Raw genomic sequence first — 19,091 nt, forward strand, 5'->3', positions numbered from 1 at the left:
GGGAGAGGGCGGCGGGTTGCGGAGGGTGGGGAGGGCACCTGACCGCAGCTATCGCCTTGTGGGATGAACAGGTCTATGCAGGCCCTTCACAAGGCTTAGGAGAGGCTTCGGATGAGAAACGCAATCTGCCTCGCATTGACTGCGGCAGTGGCTGGGTGCGCGACCTCCCCGGTCGACTATGAGGCGTCGCTTTCGCAGCAGGACCAGAAATGGGCCTCCCCGGCATGCCAGCAGGCCCGCAGGGCGGCTTCGGATTACGAGGCTCGCGAGAAAGAGCATCCGGGGTGGGGTTTCGGCGTCTTGCTTGGTCCATACTCGATGGGGCTCGTCGCAGCCATCAAGGAGCATGAGCAGAAGCAACGAAAGCTGTTCGCCCGCGAAGTGCACCTGCAATGCTCAAGCCTGCCGCTGCCGAAGGAACTGCAGGGCGATTTGAACCCTGCCGTACCGCCGACCAAGTATCCATAGCCTGCCGCGCCTTCCGGGCGGAAGGCGCCGGGGTGGCCGCCGTCATTGGCGGCACCTCGATCTTCGGCGGCCGCGGTGTCTACACCGGCACCATCCTCGGCGCCCTGATCCTGACCGTGCTGACGACGCTCTTGACCATCCTGCAGATGCCGGAGGGGGCAAGGCGGCGGCCCAAACGCAGCCATTCACCTCAACCCGCCCCTATCTCTCCTCCACAACCCTCAAATAAGCCGAATTCAGACAGGCAGCTTTTTGACGCAAGGATGCGAACTACTGCCGTTCAACCAATGATAAAGGCTCAGATCGAATTTTGGTGCTTCTTCAAAATTTGCACCTATTGAGGATGCGCCACGGCCAGCCCGCGAGGACCGATCCGCTCTCAAAAAGCGTGTACAGGTTGACAACACCTTGGCCGCTGCAACATCCTGCCGGTTTTTAGACTGGGAGGTAGCATGACTATTTCGATCAACCGCCGCACCTTTTCCATAGGCGCGGGCGCTCTGGCTTTGGCTGCGGCCGGATTTTCGCCGGCACGCGCGCAGCAGGCGTTTTTCCGCATCGGCACGGGCGGAACGTCCGGCACCTACTATCCGGTGGGCGGCCTGATCGCCAACGCCATCTCGGCAACCGGGGCGGCCGGCGTCGAAGGCTTGGTCGCCACCGCCACGTCCTCCAACGGTTCGGTGGCCAACATCAGCGCCATCCAGTCGGGCGCGTCCGAATCGGGCTTCACGCAATCCGACGTCGCCTACTGGGCGCATTCGGGCACCGGCCTCTATGAGGGCAAGCCCAAGGTTGACGACCTGCGCCTCATCGCGACGCTTTATCCCGAGACGATCCATTTGGTCGCGCGTGCCGACGCCGGCATTAAGTCGGTGGCGGATCTCAAGGGCAAACGCGTCTCTCTTGACGAGCCGGGCTCCGGCACCATCGTCGATGCGCGACTTGTGCTTGGCGCTTACGGTCTGGCTGAAAAGGACGTGCAGCCCGAATATCTCAAGCCTGGCCCGGCCGGAGAGCGGCTGCAGGATGGCGCCATGGACGCTTATTTCTTCGTCGGTGGTTATCCGACCGGCGCAATCGTTGAGCTTGCCACCACCAACAACATCACGCTGGTGCCGATCACCGGCCCCGAGGCCGACAAGCTGCTGTCCGAGCAGAAGTTCTTCTCCACCGATACCGTGCCGGAAGGCACCTACAAAAATGTCGGCGAAACCAAGACCATTTCCGTCGCCGCTCAATGGGTGACCAGCGCCAAGCAGACCGACGACCTCGTCTACAAGATCGTCAAGTCGCTTTACAGCGACGAAACCCAAAAGGCCCTGCAGGCAGGCCACGCCAAGGGCAAGCTGATCACGCTCCAGAACGCGGTTACCAGCGCTGGCATTCCGTTTCATCCCGGCGCAGAGAAATTCTACAAGGAAGTCGGCACCCTGAAATAAGAGCCATTTGGACCGGCTGACAACAACGAGGCGGAAGGGATGCTTTCCGCCTCTTTTGTCTGGAAATTCAGGACACGGAACCGGCCATGAGCGATGACGACAAGATCAAGCTTTCCGCAATGGAGTTCGATGAGGAGAACGCTCGCGAACTGGAGGAGAAATTCGACTCCGAAATCCGCTTCCGGCCACTGACCCGTGTCGCGGGCTGGCTGGTCGGCTTCCTCCTGGTGGCGCTGTCACTGTTTCACTACTACACCGCCGGTTTCGGCCTGCTGCAAGAAATGCTGCACCGGGGCATCCACCTGTCGATGGTGCTGGCGCTGATCTTCCTCGTCTTCCCGCTGGTGAAGAAAAGCTACGACCAGCCCGCGCGGTCCAGCCTCCTGCGGCCGCTCGGCATACCCCTTTTCGACTGGCTGCTGGCGATCGCTGCGGTCGTCGTCGTCATGCACGTGCCTATGATCCCGCTCGACGACCTTGCCTTCCGCGTCGGCAATCCCACGGCGCTCGACGTGGTGTTCGGCCTTATCCTCATCCTGCTTCTGCTGGAGGCGACGCGCCGCTCCGTCGGCATCCCGCTGCCCATCATCGCCGTCGTCTTCATGGCCTACGCGCTGTTGGGGCGGTACATGCCGAGCATTCTGGTGCACCCCGGCGCGTCCGTCTCCCAGCTTGTCGATCACCTTTATCTGACGACGCAGGGCATCTACGGCATCGCGCTCGGCGTCGTCGCCACCTACGTCTTCCACTTCGTGCTGTTCGGCGTCTTCGCCACCCGCATTGGCCTCGGCCAGCTCTTCCTCGACTGCGCGGCGTGGGTCGCCGGCCGCTACGCCGGCGGTCCCGCCAAGGTGTCGATCTTCGGCTCGGCGTTGTTCGGCATGATTTCCGGCTCGTCGGTCGCCAACACCGTTACCGTCGGCTCGCTGACCATCCCGGCGATGATCAAGCTCGGCTACAAGAAACATTTCGCCGCAGCGGTGGAAGCGGCGTCCTCGACCGGCGGTCAGGTGACGCCGCCGATCATGGGCGCAGCGGCCTTCCTGATGATCGAATTTCTCGAACTGCCCTACACGACCATCATCCTTGCCGCCATCGTGCCCGCCTTCATGCACTTCTTTGGCGTGTTCATGCAGGTGCATTTCGAGGCCAAGCGAACCGGCCTCAGGGGGCTCAGGCCGGACGAGATGCCCGATGTCGTCGAGGCGCTGAAGCGGGACTGGCCGACGATCATCCCGCTCGTCGTTCTCATCGGCGTGCTGCTCTCGGGCTACACGCCCTACATGGCCGCCTTCTGGGGCATCACCTTGTGTATTCTCGTCGGCTTGCTCAATCCGCGCCGGCGCATGTCGGTCGCCGACATCGTGACGTGCCTGCGCGACGGCGCCAAATATGCGCTCGCAGTCGGAGCCGCTGCCGCAACCGTCGGCATCGTCGTGGGCGTCGTCACCCTGACCGGAGTGGGCTTCAAGCTGTCCTACATCGTCACATCGACGGCCGGACACCTTTCCCTTCTCTTCGGCACCTTCATTCCCGAGGCGATCTTCTCGGCCCAGGGCCTGACCCTATTGTTCACCTTGATCATGACTGGCGTCGTCTGCATCCTGATGGGCTGCGGCATCCCGACGACCGCGAACTACATCATTATGGTGACGATCGCGGCGCCGGCGCTTGTCATGCTCGGCACCGAGCCGATCGTCGCTCACTTCTTCGTGTTCTATTACGGACTGCTGGCGGACATCACGCCACCGGTGGCGCTGGCGGCGTACGCCGCCGCTGGCATGGCGGGGGCGGACCCGTTCAAGACCGGCAACACCGCCTTCCGGCTGGGGATGGGTAAGGCACTGGTTCCTTTCGTGTTCGTCTTCTCACCGTCCCTGCTGCTGGTGACGAAGGATTTCACCTGGCCGAACTTCTTCCTCGCCTTTTTCGGCTGCGTGCTGGGCATCACCTGCCTGGGCGCCGCGCTATCGCGCTATCTTCTGGTGCGCACACGCCCATGGGAAAACGTGCTGCTCGTGTTCGCCGCCCTGCTTCTGGTGGCACCCGAACTCTATTCCTCGCTACTCGGCGTGGCGCTTTTGGTCCCGGTCCTGCTGCGCCAATGGAACGCACGCCACACTGAAGAGGCGCAACCAGTCTGATCAGCGCCGCTCCAACGCAATCCTTCCCGGAGTTTCGACGTCGCGCATATGCGGTGGGCGGACGGAAAGATGAGAGGGCGGACCATCGACATTCCGCTGCGGGTTCTCGGCGCCGAGCGAGCTTCAGCCTAGTCGCGAAGATGTCCGCTCGTGAGAAGAGGCGATGAGCCGTGGCGATGACCGGCATGGGGCGCAAATCAGACCCTCCTCCCGGTCGAATCCAACAGCGGCTTTTGGCCTTCTTAGAATTACGGTGACAGTGCACCTTTTACCCTGCCATGTGTCCGCCTATCCCCCCGCCAATCGCGGCAGCAGAAAAATCTCCGCCCCCTCCGGCAGCTTCTTCGACCACGTATCCCGATAGATCGTCCCGTCGATCGCAACGGCTATGCCTTTGTCGATCAAGGGCTCGAGGCCGGGATACTGTTCAGCCAGCTTCCTGAACAGCTCCCTTATGTCCTTGGCCTCGATCTCGACCTTGCTGTTGCCTCCGGCGGTCGCGGCGAGCGAGCCCCAGAGCGTTACTTCGACCATTCCCGTTCCGCCTCGATCGCGGCAAGGATGCGCGGCGGCGACATCGGGATGTGCGTCATGCGCACGCCCGCGGCGTTCGACACCGCATTGGCGATCGCCGCCAGCGGCGGCACGATCGACGTCTCGCCGACGCCGCGCACCCCGTAAGGGTGGTTAGGGTTGGGGATCTCGAGGATCTGGGTGTCGATCATCGGCAGGTCCGAGCAGACCGGGATGCGGTAATCGAGGAAGCCGGCGTTCTGCAGCCGCCCGTCCTTGCCGTAGATATACTCCTCGTTGAGCGCCCAGCCGATGCCTTGCGCGGCGCCCCCCTGGTACTGTCCCTCGACATAGGTCGGGTGCACCGCCTTGCCGGCGTCCTGCACGACCGTGTAGCGGATGACCCTGGCGGCCCCGGTATCGGGATCGACCTCGATATCGCAGATATGGGTGGCGAAGGAGACGCCGGCGCCATCGGCGACGAGCTCGCTGTGGCCGGCGATCGGCCCGCCGGTCTTGCCCGACTCGACCGCGATCTCCTTCAGCGACAGCTTGCCGAGATTGCCGTGCTTCTCGCCCTTGGCGATCGCGTGGCCCTTCTCCCAGACCACGTCGTCGACGGCAATGTCCCACATCTGCGCGGCGCGCTCGCGCAGGATCTTGATCGCGTTGCGAGCGGCCGAGATCGTTGCCATGGAAGAGGAGAAGGTGCCGCGGCTGCCGTCCGTCATGTCGTTGTAGCCGAGGCTGGACGTGTCGGCGACGATCGCCTTGACCTGAGAATAGTCGATGCCCAGTTCCTCCGCCGCCACCAGCGACAGCGACGCGCGCGAACCACCGACGTCGACTGTGCCGACGGCAAGCGAGACCGAGCCGTCCATGCCGATGTTGAGGTCGGTGCAGGTCTGGCCGCCGAAGTTGAACCAGAAGCCGCAAGCCATGCCGCGGCCCTGGTTCTTGCCCAGCGGCGCCTTCATGTGCGGATGGCTCTTCACCGCCTCGAGCGTCGGGCCGATGCCGATCGGGCCGTAGACCGGACCGTAGGAGGACCGTGTGCCTTCCTGCGCGGCGTTCCTGATCCGGAAGTCGACCGGATCCATGCCGATCTTCTTGGCCAGCTCGTCGACAGCGCTTTCCACCGCGAACGCCGCCATCGGCGCCGAGGGCGCGCGATAGGCCGCGGTCTTCGGCCGGTTGACCAGCACTTCGTAGCCGACCGTCTTGACGTTATCGAGCTTGTAGCAGGCGAACGCGGTCATGGCGCCGATCTCGGCCCAGGAGCCGGCATACGGGCCGCAGCTGTAGCGCAGCGTCGCTTCGGCGGCGGTGATCGTGCCGTCCTTGCGGGCGCCGATCTTGACGTCGATCGAGGTGGCGCTGGTCGGGCCCGAGGCGCGGAACACCTCGTCGCGGGTCATCACCAGCTTCACCGGCCGTCCTGCCTTGCGCGACAGCGCCAGCGCCACCGGCTCGGCCCAGACATGGGTCTTGCCGCCAAAACCGCCGCCGATCTCCGAGGAGGTGACGCGCAGTTTCGAGGCTTCCATGCCAAGCAACTGGGCGCAGTGCTGGCGGTAGACGAAATGGCCCTGCGTGCACACCCAAAGGTCGGCGGTGCCGTCGGAACTGAAATTCGCCACGCAGGCATGCGGCTCGATATAGCCCTGGTGCGTCTGCTCGGTCTTGAAGGAGCGCTCGACGATGAAGTCGGCCTGCCCGAAACCCTGATGGACATCGCCATGGCCAAACTGGCTGCGCTTGGTGACGTTGGAGGGTTTTACCGGTTTTTCCTCAAGGCCCTCGGTGAAGATGGCATCATTGATCAAGGGCGCCGTGTGCTTCGCCGCCTCGTCGACATCGGTGACGTGCGGCAAAAGCTCGTACTCGACCTCGATGAGCTTCAGCGCCTGCCTGGCGGTGCGGGCGTCGATCGCGGCGACCGCGGCCACCGCGTGGCCGTCATAGAGCGCTTTCGTGCGCGCCATGCAATTGTCGAGGACGTCGTACATGGCGGCATCGCCATCGGTGAGGTCGGGCAGGTCGGCCGCGGTGATCACCGCCTTGACGCCGGCGAGCTTTTCCGCTTTCGACGTGTCGATCTTGACGATCCTGGCGTGGGCGTGCGGGCTTCTCAGAACGCGCCCGACCAGCTGGCCGGCCATGTTGAAGTCGGCGCCGTAGCGCGCGCGGCCCGTCACCTTGTCGATGCCGTCGGGACGGATCGGACGTGTGCCGACGGAGGCGAATTTACGTCCGGAAAAACGTGGATCGAAATTCATCTCAGGCTCCCTTCATCACGATGGCCGCATCCTGGACGGCGCGCACGATCTTGTCGTAGCCGGTGCAGCGGCAGAGGTTCCCGGCAAGGCCGAAGCGGATTTCCTCCTCGGTCGGGTCGGGGTTCTTGGCCAGGAGGTCCTTGGCCGCGATCAGGAAGCCCGGCGTGCAGATGCCGCATTGCAATGCGGCGTGCTCGAGGAATTTCTGCTGCAGCGGGTGCAGCGTATCGCCATGCGCCATGCCCTCGATGGTCTCAACGCGACCGCCTTCAGCCTCGGCGCCGAGCACCAGGCATGAGCACACCAACCGGTCGTCGAGGATAATGCTGCAGGCGCCGCAGTCGCCGGTGCCGCAGCCTTCCTTGGCGCCCGTCAGCCCCAGCCGATCGCGCAGGACGTCGAGCAGCGTCTCGTCGGGCTGGCACAGATACTCGACAGCATCGCCGTTGATTGTCGTTGAAACTGCAATTCCAGCCATCATTTGCCTCCTGCACGTGCATAGGCTGATGTGGCGGCCCGCTGGGCCAGCACACCCGCAACTTTTCGTCTGAATTCGATAGTGCCGCGCTTGTCGTCGATGGGACGGCAGGCGCCCGCACAGACCTTGGCGAGCCGTTCCAGCGTCGCCTCGTCCAGCCTGGAGCCGACGAGCACCTCCGCGGCCTCTTCGACCAGAAGCACCGTCGCCGCCACGGCGCCCAGCGCCACGCGGGCCGATTTGACGACACCGTGCTCGTCGAGCGTCAGGTTCACCCCGGCGCTGACCACCGCGATGTCCATCTCGGTGCGTGGAATGAAACGCAGATAGGCATCGCCAGACCGCGGCTCGCGCTTGTCGAGCAGGATCGCCTCGATGATCTCGCCTTTGGCCAGCGACGTCTTGCCCGGCGCGGTCGGCACGCTCTGTACGGGGATCGTGCGCCTGCCCGCCGGCCCGACGACCACTGCCCTGGCGCCGGCGGCAACCAGCGCCGGCACGCTGTCGGCAGCCGGCGAGGCGTTGCAGAGATTGCCCACGATGGTGCAGCGGCCCTGCACCTGCTTGGAGCCGATCAGCTTGGCCGCCTCGACGACACCAGGCCATGCCTTCTTGAGGGCGATGTTCTCCCCCAGGACGGCGCAAGGGACCGCGGCGCCGATGCTGAAGCCTTCAGCCGTTTCCCGGATCTCGCTCAAGCCATCGATCGCCTTGATGTCGACGATCAACTCTGGTTCGGCAAAGCCGCCCTTCATCCTGACCAGGAGGTCGCTGCCTCCGGCGAGGATGGCGGCCGTACCAGCCGACCCGGCCAACTGGCCAACGGCATCTTCTATTGAAAGCGGACGTATGTAGCGCATCGTCTCCCCTTGGTCATCGCGATTTCAGCGACCGTTATAAACAGTCTCCTCATAATGGCTATCCGGTTCGTCATCTGCGGCGATTGGGCCAGGCGCCGCAATATCCAGTCCAACAGGCCGAAAGTGGCGCACTGAATGGCAGCAACCGGCTTTGGAATGATTTTCGTGAAACTTCGGTCTGGATCAAGTGCGCTCATTCGCTTTTGTCCGCTTGTGGACCGGAACGGCCCTTAAGCCGGCAGAGCCGCTGCTTGGCCGCCCCGAGTGAAGCTCCCTGTGTTCGGCGGCCGCCCGAAACGCCTGCGGCGGCTGGCCAAGGGTACGCAGGAAGGCGCGCCGCATTCGTCCGGGATCGCCAAAACCGGCGGCTTCGGCGATGCGCTCAAGCGGGAGATGGCTGGTCTCGATCGCCGTGCGGGCCGTCTCGAGGCGCATGCGCTCTACCGCCTTTGCCGGCGTGACGCCGGTCTCGGACGTGAAGGCGCGGGCGAAGTTGCGGGGACTCATGGCCGCGTGATCGGCCAGGCATTCGACGGTCAGCGGTTCGGCCAGGTTTGCCCGCACCCACTCGATCAGCGCGGCGAAGCGGCCGGTTCGCCCGCCCAGTTCGACGAAGGCCGAGAATTGCGACTGGCCGCCCGGCCGGCGCTGGTGCATGACGATCTGCTGTGCGGTGCGGCGCGCCACTTCAGCGCCAAGGTCATCTTCGACGAGGGCAAGCGCCAGGTCTATTCCGGCCGAGATGCCGGCCGACGTCCAGATGTCGCCATCCCTGATGAAAATACGCTCGGCATCCAGCCTGACCTTCGGGTAGCGGCGGTGGAAGTCGTGACTGCTGGCCCAGTGCGTGGTGGCGCGGCGGCCGTCGAGCAATCCCGCCCGTGCCAGCAGGTACGCGCCGGTGCAGACGCTGGTGGTGCGCCGCGCCGGCACGCGCCTCAACCAGGCGACGATCTCGTCCATCGCCTCGATGGAACGGATGATTTCGCCGCCCGATACGATGACGGTGTCGAAAGGGCCGTCGCGCAGAGGTCTGGTGAGAAGCTTCAGGCCAGAGGAGCTTTCAACGTCGCCGCCGCCGGGCGACAGCAAAACCAACTCATAGCTGTCCGGGCGGCAGCGCTCCGCAATCTCGAAGACGGTTGTCGGCCCGGCCGCATCCAGAAGCTGGAAACCGGGGTGAACGACGACGGCAACGTGCCTGCGCATGGCAGTATTCGCCCGATTTATGTCATTTCGGACGAAACCTAACGCCGGTAGCCTCGTCGTCAAGCCATCTGGAGACCGGCAAAAGTCCTGGACGAAACGCTGCGCGCCATCGCTGCCCGCACGGCAGACCTCGTCGCCATGCAACTCGAATATCCCTGGCCACGCGCATCGCCGTGACGTCGCGAAGTCGACGGGCATCTGGCCGGCTCGGGGGGACTTTTCACGGCAAGGGAGTGACTGATGAAAGCATTGATCGCCGGGGCCGGTATCGGCGGCCTCACCACTGCTCTGTTCCTGCATGAGGCAGGCATCGAGGTCGAACTTTTCGAGCGGGCCGACGACATCCGCGAACTTGGCGTCGGCATCAACATGCTGCCTCACGCTGTCAAGGCGCTGGCCGGGCTTGGGCTGATGCCGGCGCTCGACGCGGAGGGGGTGAGGACACGCGAGCTTGTCTACACCAACCGCTTCGGCCAGATCGTATGGCAGGAATTGCGGGGCATCGATGCTGGCTATGAGGTTCCGCAAATCAGCATTCATCGCGGCAGGCTGCTGGGGCTGATTCACCGGGCCGTGGTGAACAGGCTTGGCGGCGACGTCATCAGCACGGCAAGCCGTGTCGATGCCTTCGAGCAGAACGAGGGCGAGGTCGTGGCGCATTTCCGCCGGCATGACGGCTCGCGCGGCGAGGCCCATGGCGACCTGCTCATAGGCGCCGACGGGATCCATTCCGCCGTCAGGGCCGTGCTCTATCCCGAAGAAGGGCCGCCGATCTGGAACGGCACGATGCTGTGGCGCGGCGCCACGCCATGGCCGGTCTGGCGCGACGGGCGCACCATGGCGGTTGCCGGCGGCAACTTCGCCAAGTTCGTCTATTATCCGATCGAGCCGGATCGCGAAGAGACCAGGCTGACGAACTGGGCGGTAATGGCCAATACCGGCGATAGCGGCTCATCACCGTTACGTCCCGGCGACTGGAGCCGCCCGGGCGTGATCGACGATGTGCTGCCCTTCGTGCGTGACCGGTTTCAGCTTGATTTTGTCGACCCTGCCTCGATCATCCAGGCAACGGATGGCTTCTACGAATATCCGAACTGCGACCGCGACCCGCTGCCACGATGGTCGTTCGGGCGGGTGACGCTGCTCGGCGATGCGGCGCATCCCATGTACCCGGTGGGGTCGAACGGAGCCAGCCAGGCAATACTCGACGCTGGTTGCCTTGCGATGCATCTGGCCGCAGGACCGACCGTCGAAGCCGCGCTAACACGGTATGACGGGGAGCGGCGGCCGGCCACATCGGCCATCGTGCTCGCCAATCGGCAAGGCGGACCGGAAGCGGTCATAGACATGGTCGAGGCCCGGGCGCCGCATGGTTTTGATGACATCGACGCCGTCGCTTCGCGCGAAGAACGCAAAAGCGTGGTACGCGGCTATGCGTCCCTGGCCGGGTTTGCAAAGCCGAGTTGATCGCGAGTGGCGCGTTTTGCAGCCTACAGGTTTGCCTCGGCGAAGATGCGCGAGGCCCAGTCGAGGAAGACGCGAAGGCGCGGCGAGAGCTGACGGTTCTGCGGGTAGAGCGCCGACAGCGGCGTCGGCGATGGCGGGTAGTCGGCCAGCACCTCGACCAGCGTCCCTTCGGCCAGATCTTTCTCGAAGCGATAGCGCGGCGCCTGGATGAGGCCGAGGCCAAGCCGCGCCAGGTCGGCGGCGGTATCGGAATTGTTGGCGGAGACGCGGCCGGGCAGCCGCACCTCACGGATATTGCCGGCGACAGTGAATTCGAACGGAAGGGTCTCTCCGGTGCGCGACGAGACAAAGCCCACCGCCTGGTGATCGTCGAGCGCATCGGGGGAGGCGGGCGTGCCGTGGCGCTCGAGATAGGCGGGGCTGGCGCAGGTGATCTCGCGGATCATCGCGAGCCGCCGCATGATCATGCCGCTGTCGGGCGGCTCGCCGACGCGGATCACGCAGTCCACGCCTTCACGCACGAGATCGACCAGCCGGTCGCTCTGGCCGATCTGCAGGTCGATGCGGGGATAGCGGTCGAGAAACTCCGGCAGGCGCGGCAACAGGAATGTGCGGGTGAGCAGCGTGCTGGCGTCGATGCGCAGCAGGCCGAAAGGCTCGGCGTTGCGGAAGGCGGCCTCGGCATCCTCGATCTCGGCCAGGATCGACAGGCAGCGCCGATAGTAGGCTTCACCATCCTGGGTGGCGTTCACCTGCCGTGTCGTTCGTTCCAGCAGCCGCGCGCCGAGTTGCTCCTCCAGCCGCCGGATGGCTTCCGTCGCGGTTGAGCGCGGCAGGCCGAGATCGGCCGCCGCAGCGGTGAAGCTGCGCCGCTCCAGAACGCGAACAAAGAGCCGCATCGTGTCCAGCCGATCCATGCTCTTTGTTCGCAGTTCCCGAATAGTGATGTCAATGGGTGGATGATTATCCGGAATTCGGCTTGGCCTATATCCGTGTCACCAACAACGCGGAGAGACTTCGATGACAAATCAAACCAGAACCGCGATCGTGACCGGCGCCTCCAAAGGCATCGGCGCCGCCATCGCACAGCGGCTCGCCCGTGACGGCGTCGCCGTTGTCGTCAACTATGCACGGGGCCGCGCGGAGGCCGAAGAACTGGTCCGCGCGATCGAGACCGGCGGCGGCAGGGCGATCGCCGTGCAGGCCGATATCGCCAATCCGAACGGCATCGCCGTGCTGTTCGACGCCGGCGAGAAGGCGTTCGGCGGCATCGACATCCTCGTCAACAATGCCGGCATCATGAAGATTTCGCCGATCGCGCAGACCGACGATGCTTCGTTCGACACCCAGATCGCGATCAATCTCGGCGGCGTGTTTCGCGGCATGCGGGAAGGTGCGCGCCGGCTTCGCGACGGCGGCCGCATGGTCAATTTTTCCAGCAGCGTCGTCGGTCTCTACCAGTCGGGCCTACGGCGTTTACGCCGCCACAAAGGCGGGTGTCGAGGCGATGACCCACATCCTGGCCAAGGAGCTTGGCGCGCGCCGTGTCACCGTCAACGCGGTGGCGCCCGGACCGATCGAGACCGCGCTGTTCACGGACGGCAAGAGCGAGGCGCAGATCGAGGCCATCGGCAAGATGATCCCGCTCGGCCGGCTCGGCCAGCCCGACGACATTGCCGGGCTGGTCTCGTTCCTGGCCGGTCCGGACAGCTTCTGGGTCAACGGGCAAATCATCCGCGCCAATGGCGGCGTGGTCTGAGGCGGCAACCAGGCCGGCTTGGCTCTCCTGACTGCCTGACTTCCACACTCGAAAAGCTAAGGAAACATCATGCCATTCGCCAACATCAAGCTACCGCAAGCGGCCCTCTCCAAAGCGCAGAAGGAAGACCTCATCCATCGGACGACCGCGATGTTCGTCGACTTTTTCGGTGAGGGCGTGCGCCCCTACACGATGGTGCTGGTCGAGGAGGTCGCCGACGGAGGCTATGGCCGGGCCGACGAAGTGTTCGTCGTGCCGGAAGTTTTTCGCGCGAAGGAGTAGTGCAGGGCTAGACCTCGAAGAGGTGCCTTTCACAAATTGAACCCTTGCCGCATCAGCCATCCTTCGTCGCACCGACCCAGTCGGCGGCCACTTCGGCAAACAGCCAGTCGCGGAACGCCTTGATCTTTTGCTGGCGCAGCGCGCCGTCACGGTAGACGACGTAGTAGCGCGAGGCGGATTTCAGCGCGAGATCGAAGGGACGAACCAGCCGCCCCGCAGCGAGGTCGGCCGAGACCAGCGCGCTTCGGCCGAGCAACACGCCTTCGCCATGCACCGCGGCTTCGACGGCGAAGGTGGCGGAATCGAAGCGCACGCCGCGCTTGGGATCGATGCCGTCCACGCCGGCCTGTTGCAGCCATGTTGCCCAGTCGATGCGAAAGGCGTCGTGGATCAGCTTGTGATGCCGGAGATCCCCGGGCTGGCGCAGCGGATGTTCGCCTTGCAGCAGTTCCGGGCTGCAGACCGGGAAGACCTCTTCATCAGCGAGAAACTCCGCCGTCACCCCGGTATAGCCGCCCTTGCCGTAGCGGATGGCGATGTCGATGCCGTCGCTGACGAAATCGGAAAGCACGCCCGAGGTCGACGGCCGCACGTCGATGTCGGCGTTTGCGCGGTGGAAGCGATGCAGCCTCGGCACCAGCCAGCGGCCGGCAAAACCGTCCGATGTGCTGACATTCAGGATGCCTGCCGTGCGGTCGGGCGTGGCGGCGATGGTGGCGGCGGCGATCTGGTCCAGCGCCGTCCTGACTTCCGATGCGTAGGCCGCGCCGACCGACGTCAGGCGCACGGACCTCGTTCCCCGATCGAAAAGTTGGATGCCCAGTCTGTCCTCGATGTTGCGGATGGCGCGGCTGACCGCGCCATGGGTGACGTTGAGCTCACCCGCCGCCTTGGAAAAACTCAGATGCCTGGCGGCGGCCTCGAAGGCGGGCAAGGCAGTGAGGGGCGGCAGTCTGCGCGGCATGGTCCACCTGTGAGTGTTGCTCACAAATCCTGCACAAAGAGTCGTTTGTCGTCCAGCCCGGAAATGTCCAATCTATAGGGGTAGCAGCGGATATTGATCGGCTTTCCCATCTCGCCGCTGCGCTGAACGACCAGAAACAGTGTGAGCAATCGTCATGCTTGTCCCCTTGCGGACGGCGTCGGCACGCTTGCGCCTACTGAACCACAGGAGACGAACCATGAAACCGATTCTCGAATCCATCAGCGCCGCGACGAGCGGTCTTGCACTCAGAGCCTCTGCAGTCGTCGAGCGCCGCCGCATGCTGCGCCAAGTTTCACGCTTCTCGAACCATCGCTTGCACGACATCGGATTCGAGCGCGACTGGGACGGCTCCATCCTGCGCAATGGGAGGTCGATATGACCAGCACCCTGATCATCGGCGCGACGGGGCTGCTGGGCAGCGAGATGGCGAAGGCCAGCGCCCGCAATGGCGATCGCCTGCACGTTCTGGTTCGTCCGGCAACAGCCGGCGATGAAGAGCGGCTGCATTCGCTGAAGGAGCTCGGCGCCAAAATCCACGTCGGCGATCTCGACGACTATGACAGCCTTGTCCGCGCCGCCAGTGCGGTGGACCGCGTCATCAGCTCGGTGCATGTGCATTCGGCCAGCGAGATGACGCTGGTGCGGGCGCTGAGGGATGCCGGCGTTTCCCGCTATGTGCCTTCCGCCGGCTTCGGCCTCGACTTCGCCGCCGCCGCCCCGGGCTCGATCCCGCCGCTCGATCTCAAGCGAGGCGTGTTCGACGCGATCAGGCAAGCCGATCTGCCCTACACGGTGATCTACACCAACGGCTTCTTTTCGACCTGGGTGGCGACGCTGGGCGATCTGATGCGCTTTGGCTCGTCGCCCTTGCCGCCCGATGAGGTGACGCTTTATGGCGGTGGCGATGTGCCGGCGACGTTTGTCAGCGAGAAGGACATCGCCGCCGTCACCTTGCGCGCGTTGAACGATCCCAAGGCCAACCGCAGCGAGATCCGCATCGCCCGAAACAAGATCACCCAGAACGAAATGATCGATCTGTGGCGCCGGGTGAGCGGCCGCTCGCCGCGCATCGTGCCTCAGAGTGCGGCGGAGCTTGAGGCGATGATCGCGTCAGCCCCCTGGCTCGGACTGCTGCGGGCATTCTGGATACGCGGCGAGACCGCGCTCGAGACGGCCACGCCGGAAGCCGGGGTGCTGTATCCGGAGCTGGCTTTCGAGACCATCGAGAGCGCCTTTGTTGCGATGGCGGGCGCCACTGGGCGGTAGGAACAGGAGCGCGGCGCTGAAGCTGACGTCGTCGGCGCGGCCGATGAATCCGGCTCGCGGCGTGAGCCGCCCGAGAAGGGCTGGTCTCACCCGTGCGGGCCTGTATCATGGTCATGTGAATTCCTGGGAGGAGGCTTGTGCATGCGGCTGAATCGGAATCTCTGTCAGTGGAGGGTTTGGGTCTTCATCGCCGCAATGGCGCTTTGGCCGCACGCGGCGCCGGCCGATAGCCTCACGCCCGAGCGCATCACTGCTGCCCTGTCGAAGCTCGAAGCGCTTGCCGAAGCCGCCGTCGCAGACGGTGCCGTACCCGGGCTCGCCATCGGCGTCGTGCGCGATGACGAGGTGATCTTCCTCAAGGGTTTTGGGCATCGCGAGGCCGGCAAGCCTGAGACCGTCGACGCCGACACGGTGTTCCAGATCGCCTCCCTTTCCAAGCCGATTTCCGCCACCGTTGTAGCGGCGTTGGTTAGCGACAGGATCGTGTCCTGGGATTCGAAGATCGCCGATCTCGATCCGGCCTTCAGGTTGGCCGATCCTTATCCGGCAAGCCAGCTCACCGTCCGTGACCTGTTTTCGCATCGCAGCGGGCTTCCAGGCACCGCCGGAGACGACCTCGAGGACATTGGCTACGACCGCGTCGAGATCCTGCATCGCCTGCGGTTCGTGCCGCCATCGTCGAGCTTTCGGGCCGGGTATTCTTACAGCAATTTCGGATTGACAGAGGGTGCCGTGGCAGCCGCGACACCGACGGGAAAGCCCTGGGAGCAGGTCGCCGAGGAGAAGCTCTACCGTCCGCTGGGCATGGCCTCCACGAGTTCCCGCCATTCGGACTTCGTCAAGCGAACCAACCGCGCCGCGCTTCACGTCAAGGTCGATGGCGCCTGGGCAGCGAGGATAGAGCGCGATCCGGATGCGCAGGCGCCCGCCGGCGGCGTCAGCTCTACGGCACGTGACCTCTCGCAATGGGTGCGCCTCATCCTCCACAACGGCGTTTATGCCGGCAAGACACTGATTGCCGCCGATGCGCTAAGCCAGACGCATGTTCCGCTGATAGCGCGCGGCAACAACCCCGTCTCCGGCGGCGCATCGTTCTACGGCCTCGGCTGGAATGTCGAATTCGGCCGACACGGCCTGAGCTGGGGCCACGCCGGCGCTTTCAGCGTCGGCGCGCGTACCCTGGTGACAGTCTTCCCAAAGGAGAAGCTGGGCATAGTCATCGTCGCCAACGCCTTTCCGACTGGCCTGCCGGAGGGATTGTCCGACAGCTTCGCCGATCTCGTCTTCGACGGTAAGGTCGAGAAGGACTGGGTCAAGGCGTGGAATGATATCTATGCGGGCCTGTTCGGTCCGGCGGTCGCGGCGGCCAAGGCCGCCTACGCCGCGCCGCCGTCTCCGTCACGGCGAGCCGGGCCGGGCAGTGTCTATGCTGGCCGGTACGCCAACGACTTCATCGGCGACGCGATTGTGTCGAAAGCGGGAGACGACCTTGTACTCAAGGTGGGCCCGGCCGCCGGCCGGTCCTATTCATTGAGGCATTTCGACGGTGATCTTTTCCTGACCTTCCCCGACGCGGAGACGCCGGACAGCCCCTCGGGTGTAAGTTTCGTGGTCGGCGCTGACGGCAAGGCGTCGGCCATGACTGTAGGTTTTCTCGACGACAATCATCTCGGCACGCTGCAACGTGTGGGGGACTGACTTCCAAATCGACCGGTCCCGCCGGGAGTCAGGATGCCGGGCCGTATCGGAGCAGTTTGAAGCAATCGCCGTTGCCCGATTTCGTCTGTGCCAGCGAGGGCTTCGATCTGTCGATCCATTCCTGATGTGACCTCGCGTCGGCTTCGATCGCGTCGACCGGTGCAAGACTGACAAAGCTGCGTCCGTGGCTGAGAAGCCAGCACGCACGGCCGAGAAATCGCCTGCTGCGCTGGCGCAAGAGGTCGGCATCGTAGAAGATGTCGAGCACCTCGTGCTTGATCTTGCGCTCGGTTTCAGAATTGGCGATCGCAACCTCGATCGGCTCGCCGCCGATCGCATCCTGCAGGTCCTTGTAGTCGAGGGTGAGTTGGGTGATGGCATATTTGATCTCGCTCTCGTCGCGCACGATGTCGAACCATAGCGTCGGATCGAGCTGGTTGACGACGAACGACGACTCGAAATCGCGCGACAGGTTGAGGATGTCGAAGTCCCGGATGTCGACGTCGCGCTCAACCAGCAGGATTTCGCGGATCTGCTTGCCAAGCTCCGCTCCCTGCGCGCCGATGGCGGCGTTGGTCCCACCAAGTTCGGGACTAACGTAGGCCCCGCCGTCATCCAGCAGCGCGTCGAATTCGCCAAGTGACTCGACGAGGGGAGCGCCGCGAGCGATGCGCGCCGCCAGCTTGGCCAGAACCTGCTGGAGATCCGTTTCGCGTCTGCGCTGGTCTTGGTAATTCTGCTGGAAAAAGAAGATGAACAGCGACACGCCGATGCCGATCAGGATCACGCCCAACTGCGAGAAGATGTTACGGTAGTATTCCAGCAGCTTTTCGCGATGACGCACGTCGTCGCGCACACTGTGGGCGACGCGCAGATTGACGATCAGCGACAGGATGAGCAGCCCAGTACCGACGAGGATGAGGCCGCCGATGAGCAGGTAACCATGGCCTGTGCTGAAATCCATTCGTTTTCCCTGAAGCCCAGACTGCGCAGAATAGTGCCATTTTGGCTAAATACCTACGGATTTGCAGGCGGTGGATTTGATGGCGGCGACCACCCCAGAAGGTTGACCCGCCTGGCCAACCGGCCGATAGCTCCGCCAGAAACTGCCCCGAGAACCCTGATGACTTCAGACACGAACCTCCACGATGCACGCTCCGCCGATCCTGACACCGCCTGGCAGGCGGACGTCCGCGCCGGGGTGCGCCACGTCCGCGACCTTGACCGCCTCCCGCTGTCGTCAGCCGAGCGCGCAGCCGCCCAGGCCGCGGCGGCGAACCATAAGGTGCGCGCGCCCAAAGCCTATCTCGACCTGATCGACTGGAACGACCCGGCTGATCCGATCCGGGCGCAGGTCATCCCCTCTCCGCAAGAACTGGAGGAAGCGGAAGGCGAACTCGACGATCCGATCGCCGACCACGACTTCAGCCCGGTGCCGCGCTTGACGCATCGCCATGCCGACCGGGTGCTGTTGTTCCCGACCTATCAATGTGCGGTCTATTGCCGGTTCTGCTTCCGCAAGGAATCTCTGACCTCGATCGGCAGGGGCTATACGCGCGAGGCGCTGGAGCCGGCGCTGGCCTATATCGCCAAGCATCCCGAAATCCGCGAGGTGATCCTGACCGGCGGCGATCCGCTGTCGCTGCCCGACAAGGCGCTGGCCGAAATCCGCGCGCGCATCGAAGCGATCGCGCATGTGCGGCTGCTGCGCATCCACACGCGCGTTCCGGTGGCGCTGCCGTCGCGCATCACGCCGGGGCTGGTTGCGGCCCTGCAGGGCCGGCTGATGGTCACCATCGTCACCCATTTCAACCACGCGCGGGAAATCACTCAGGCCACGGAAACCGCCTGCCGCACGCTGCGGCAAGCCGGCTTCGTGCTGCTCAACCAGAGCGTTCTGCTCAAAGGCGTCAACGACAGCGTCGAGGCGCTGGAGGAGCTCTGCCGCGAGCTGATGTATCGCCTCGGCGTCAAACCCTATTACCTGCACCATGGCGACCTCGCGCGCGGCATGGCGCACCGGCGCACGACGATTGCGCAGGGGCAGGCGCTGGCTGAAGCGCTGCGCGCGCGACTGTCGGGCATCTGCAACCCCGTCTATGTGCTCGACCTGCCGGAAGGCGGCGGCAAGGTGCCGATCGGGCCTTGCCATGTCGAGGGACGGGACGGCGAGAACTGGCGGCTGCGCGGGCTGGATGGCGAGGTGAGGGCGTATACGGAGATCGTTGGCGAATAGGACTG

At 64.4% G+C, this 19,091-nt stretch carries 18 protein-coding genes and 1 pseudogene; 11 read left to right on the top strand and 8 right to left on the bottom strand.

Translation table 11 applies throughout. The features are described 5' to 3' along the window. The first annotated feature begins 111 nt into the window (after positions 1-111). The 4 genes from A9K65_RS15405 (at position 112) to A9K65_RS15420 (ending at position 4,054) form a co-directional block, all read left to right on the top strand. Complete coding sequence (locus A9K65_RS15405) at positions 112-468, top strand: hypothetical protein (protein ID WP_024501714.1); 357 nt, start codon at positions 112-114, stop codon at positions 466-468. Positions 469-500: 32 nt separating this feature from the next. Next, the gene (locus A9K65_RS36490) at positions 501-809 is read left to right on the top strand and encodes a hypothetical protein (protein ID WP_064993975.1); all 309 of its coding nucleotides are present in this window, start codon (positions 501-503) and stop codon (positions 807-809) included. A gap of 111 nt (positions 810-920) precedes the next feature. Then, on the top strand, positions 921-1,910 hold the full coding sequence (locus A9K65_RS15415) for a TAXI family TRAP transporter solute-binding subunit (RefSeq protein ID WP_024501713.1): 990 nt from the start codon (positions 921-923) through the stop codon (positions 1,908-1,910). A gap of 86 nt (positions 1,911-1,996) precedes the next feature. After that, complete coding sequence (locus A9K65_RS15420; protein WP_013530644.1) at positions 1,997-4,054, top strand: TRAP transporter permease; 2,058 nt, start codon at positions 1,997-1,999, stop codon at positions 4,052-4,054. A gap of 288 nt (positions 4,055-4,342) precedes the next feature. Here A9K65_RS15420 and A9K65_RS15425 read toward each other — a convergent pair whose 3' ends face one another. From A9K65_RS15425 to A9K65_RS15445, 5 genes are all read right to left on the bottom strand, one after another. Next, complete coding sequence (locus A9K65_RS15425) at positions 4,343-4,588, bottom strand: MoaD/ThiS family protein (protein ID WP_024501711.1); 246 nt, start codon at positions 4,586-4,588, stop codon at positions 4,343-4,345. Further along, a complete protein-coding gene (locus A9K65_RS15430; protein ID WP_024501710.1) occupies positions 4,576-6,846 on the bottom strand; it encodes a xanthine dehydrogenase family protein molybdopterin-binding subunit in 2,271 nt (756 codons plus the stop codon). The genes A9K65_RS15425 and A9K65_RS15430 overlap by 13 nt, the downstream gene beginning before the upstream one ends. Before the next feature lies 1 nt (position 6,847). Next, the gene (locus A9K65_RS15435) at positions 6,848-7,324 is read right to left on the bottom strand and encodes a (2Fe-2S)-binding protein (protein ID WP_064994074.1); all 477 of its coding nucleotides are present in this window, start codon (positions 7,322-7,324) and stop codon (positions 6,848-6,850) included. After that, entirely contained in the window at positions 7,324-8,184 is an 861-nt protein-coding gene (locus tag A9K65_RS15440; protein ID WP_064993974.1) for a xanthine dehydrogenase family protein subunit M, read from the bottom strand. The genes A9K65_RS15435 and A9K65_RS15440 overlap by 1 nt, the downstream gene beginning before the upstream one ends. 183 nt (positions 8,185-8,367) lie before the next feature. Then, positions 8,368-9,393, bottom strand: coding sequence for a GlxA family transcriptional regulator (locus A9K65_RS15445; RefSeq protein WP_064993973.1), 1,026 nt, complete (start codon positions 9,391-9,393; stop codon positions 8,368-8,370). A 240-nt stretch (positions 9,394-9,633) separates the two neighbouring features. Between A9K65_RS15445 and A9K65_RS15450 the strand changes: the two genes are divergently transcribed. Continuing rightward, positions 9,634-10,860, top strand: a complete 1,227-nt coding sequence (locus tag A9K65_RS15450) for a flavin-dependent oxidoreductase (protein ID WP_024501707.1) — start codon at positions 9,634-9,636, stop codon at positions 10,858-10,860. A 23-nt stretch (positions 10,861-10,883) separates the two neighbouring features. On the opposite strand, the gene A9K65_RS15455 is transcribed toward A9K65_RS15450, so the two are convergent. Continuing rightward, positions 10,884-11,777 (bottom strand): LysR family transcriptional regulator, encoded by an 894-nt coding sequence (locus tag A9K65_RS15455; RefSeq protein ID WP_064993972.1) that lies wholly within the window; start codon positions 11,775-11,777, stop codon positions 10,884-10,886. A gap of 103 nt (positions 11,778-11,880) precedes the next feature. Between A9K65_RS15455 and A9K65_RS15460 the strand changes: the two are divergent. Then, positions 11,881-12,619 (top strand): annotated as a pseudogene (locus A9K65_RS15460) (SDR family oxidoreductase). Between the two features lie 69 nt (positions 12,620-12,688). After that, entirely contained in the window at positions 12,689-12,901 is a 213-nt protein-coding gene (locus A9K65_RS15465) for a 4-oxalocrotonate tautomerase family protein (protein ID WP_013530653.1), read from the top strand. A 52-nt stretch (positions 12,902-12,953) separates the two neighbouring features. On the opposite strand, the gene A9K65_RS15470 is transcribed toward A9K65_RS15465, so the two are convergent. Then, a complete protein-coding gene (locus A9K65_RS15470; protein ID WP_064993971.1) occupies positions 12,954-13,865 on the bottom strand; it encodes a transcriptional regulator GcvA in 912 nt (303 codons plus the stop codon). A gap of 217 nt (positions 13,866-14,082) precedes the next feature. On the opposite strand from A9K65_RS15470, the gene A9K65_RS15475 reads away from it, so the two are divergent. The 3 genes from A9K65_RS15475 (at position 14,083) to A9K65_RS15485 (ending at position 16,850) form a co-directional block, all read left to right on the top strand. Next, positions 14,083-14,265 carry a DUF1127 domain-containing protein gene (locus A9K65_RS15475; RefSeq protein ID WP_013530655.1) on the top strand — a complete coding sequence of 61 codons (183 nt, stop codon included), beginning with the start codon at positions 14,083-14,085 and terminating at the stop codon, positions 14,263-14,265. After that, entirely contained in the window at positions 14,262-15,152 is an 891-nt protein-coding gene (locus tag A9K65_RS15480) for an NmrA family NAD(P)-binding protein (RefSeq protein ID WP_064993970.1), read from the top strand. The genes A9K65_RS15475 and A9K65_RS15480 overlap by 4 nt, the downstream gene beginning before the upstream one ends. A gap of 141 nt (positions 15,153-15,293) precedes the next feature. Then, a complete protein-coding gene (locus A9K65_RS15485; RefSeq protein ID WP_064993969.1) occupies positions 15,294-16,850 on the top strand; it encodes a serine hydrolase in 1,557 nt (518 codons plus the stop codon). A gap of 28 nt (positions 16,851-16,878) precedes the next feature. Here A9K65_RS15485 and A9K65_RS15490 read toward each other — a convergent pair whose 3' ends face one another. After that, positions 16,879-17,814: a hypothetical protein gene (locus tag A9K65_RS15490; protein ID WP_064993968.1), complete on the bottom strand. Its 936-nt coding sequence runs from the start codon at positions 17,812-17,814 to the stop codon at positions 16,879-16,881. A gap of 159 nt (positions 17,815-17,973) precedes the next feature. On the opposite strand from A9K65_RS15490, the gene A9K65_RS15495 reads away from it, so the two are divergent. After that, positions 17,974-19,086: a KamA family radical SAM protein gene (locus A9K65_RS15495; protein WP_064993967.1), complete on the top strand. Its 1,113-nt coding sequence runs from the start codon at positions 17,974-17,976 to the stop codon at positions 19,084-19,086. The last annotated feature ends 5 nt before the right edge of the window (positions 19,087-19,091 follow it).

Source organism: Mesorhizobium sp. WSM1497, from assembly GCF_001672455.2.
In the GTDB taxonomy this organism is placed as follows: Bacteria; Pseudomonadota; Alphaproteobacteria; order Rhizobiales; family Rhizobiaceae; genus Mesorhizobium; species Mesorhizobium ciceri.

What these genes read in the sequence shown, in the direction of transcription:
- A9K65_RS15455 (WP_064993972.1), bottom strand. Translation starts at nt 11,777, where the DNA reads ATGGATCGGCTGGACACGATGCGGCTCTTTGTTCGCGTTCTGGAGCGG.
- A9K65_RS15415 (WP_024501713.1), top strand. Translation starts at nt 921, where the DNA reads ATGACTATTTCGATCAACCGCCGCACCTTTTCCATAGGCGCGGGCGCT.
- A9K65_RS15425 (WP_024501711.1), bottom strand. Translation starts at nt 4,588, where the DNA reads ATGGTCGAAGTAACGCTCTGGGGCTCGCTCGCCGCGACCGCCGGAGGC.
- A9K65_RS15470 (WP_064993971.1), bottom strand. Translation starts at nt 13,865, where the DNA reads ATGCCGCGCAGACTGCCGCCCCTCACTGCCTTGCCCGCCTTCGAGGCC.
- A9K65_RS15440 (WP_064993974.1), bottom strand. Translation starts at nt 8,184, where the DNA reads ATGCGCTACATACGTCCGCTTTCAATAGAAGATGCCGTTGGCCAGTTG.
- A9K65_RS15465 (WP_013530653.1), top strand. Translation starts at nt 12,689, where the DNA reads ATGCCATTCGCCAACATCAAGCTACCGCAAGCGGCCCTCTCCAAAGCG.
- A9K65_RS15480 (WP_064993970.1), top strand. Translation starts at nt 14,262, where the DNA reads ATGACCAGCACCCTGATCATCGGCGCGACGGGGCTGCTGGGCAGCGAG.
- A9K65_RS15420 (WP_013530644.1), top strand. Translation starts at nt 1,997, where the DNA reads ATGAGCGATGACGACAAGATCAAGCTTTCCGCAATGGAGTTCGATGAG.
- A9K65_RS15475 (WP_013530655.1), top strand. Translation starts at nt 14,083, where the DNA reads ATGAAACCGATTCTCGAATCCATCAGCGCCGCGACGAGCGGTCTTGCA.
- A9K65_RS15450 (WP_024501707.1), top strand. Translation starts at nt 9,634, where the DNA reads ATGAAAGCATTGATCGCCGGGGCCGGTATCGGCGGCCTCACCACTGCT.
- A9K65_RS15495 (WP_064993967.1), top strand. Translation starts at nt 17,974, where the DNA reads ATGACTTCAGACACGAACCTCCACGATGCACGCTCCGCCGATCCTGAC.
- A9K65_RS15435 (WP_064994074.1), bottom strand. Translation starts at nt 7,324, where the DNA reads ATGGCTGGAATTGCAGTTTCAACGACAATCAACGGCGATGCTGTCGAG.
- A9K65_RS15490 (WP_064993968.1), bottom strand. Translation starts at nt 17,814, where the DNA reads ATGGATTTCAGCACAGGCCATGGTTACCTGCTCATCGGCGGCCTCATC.
- A9K65_RS15485 (WP_064993969.1), top strand. Translation starts at nt 15,294, where the DNA reads ATGCGGCTGAATCGGAATCTCTGTCAGTGGAGGGTTTGGGTCTTCATC.
- A9K65_RS15405 (WP_024501714.1), top strand. Translation starts at nt 112, where the DNA reads ATGAGAAACGCAATCTGCCTCGCATTGACTGCGGCAGTGGCTGGGTGC.
- A9K65_RS15430 (WP_024501710.1), bottom strand. Translation starts at nt 6,846, where the DNA reads ATGAATTTCGATCCACGTTTTTCCGGACGTAAATTCGCCTCCGTCGGC.
- A9K65_RS15445 (WP_064993973.1), bottom strand. Translation starts at nt 9,393, where the DNA reads ATGCGCAGGCACGTTGCCGTCGTCGTTCACCCCGGTTTCCAGCTTCTG.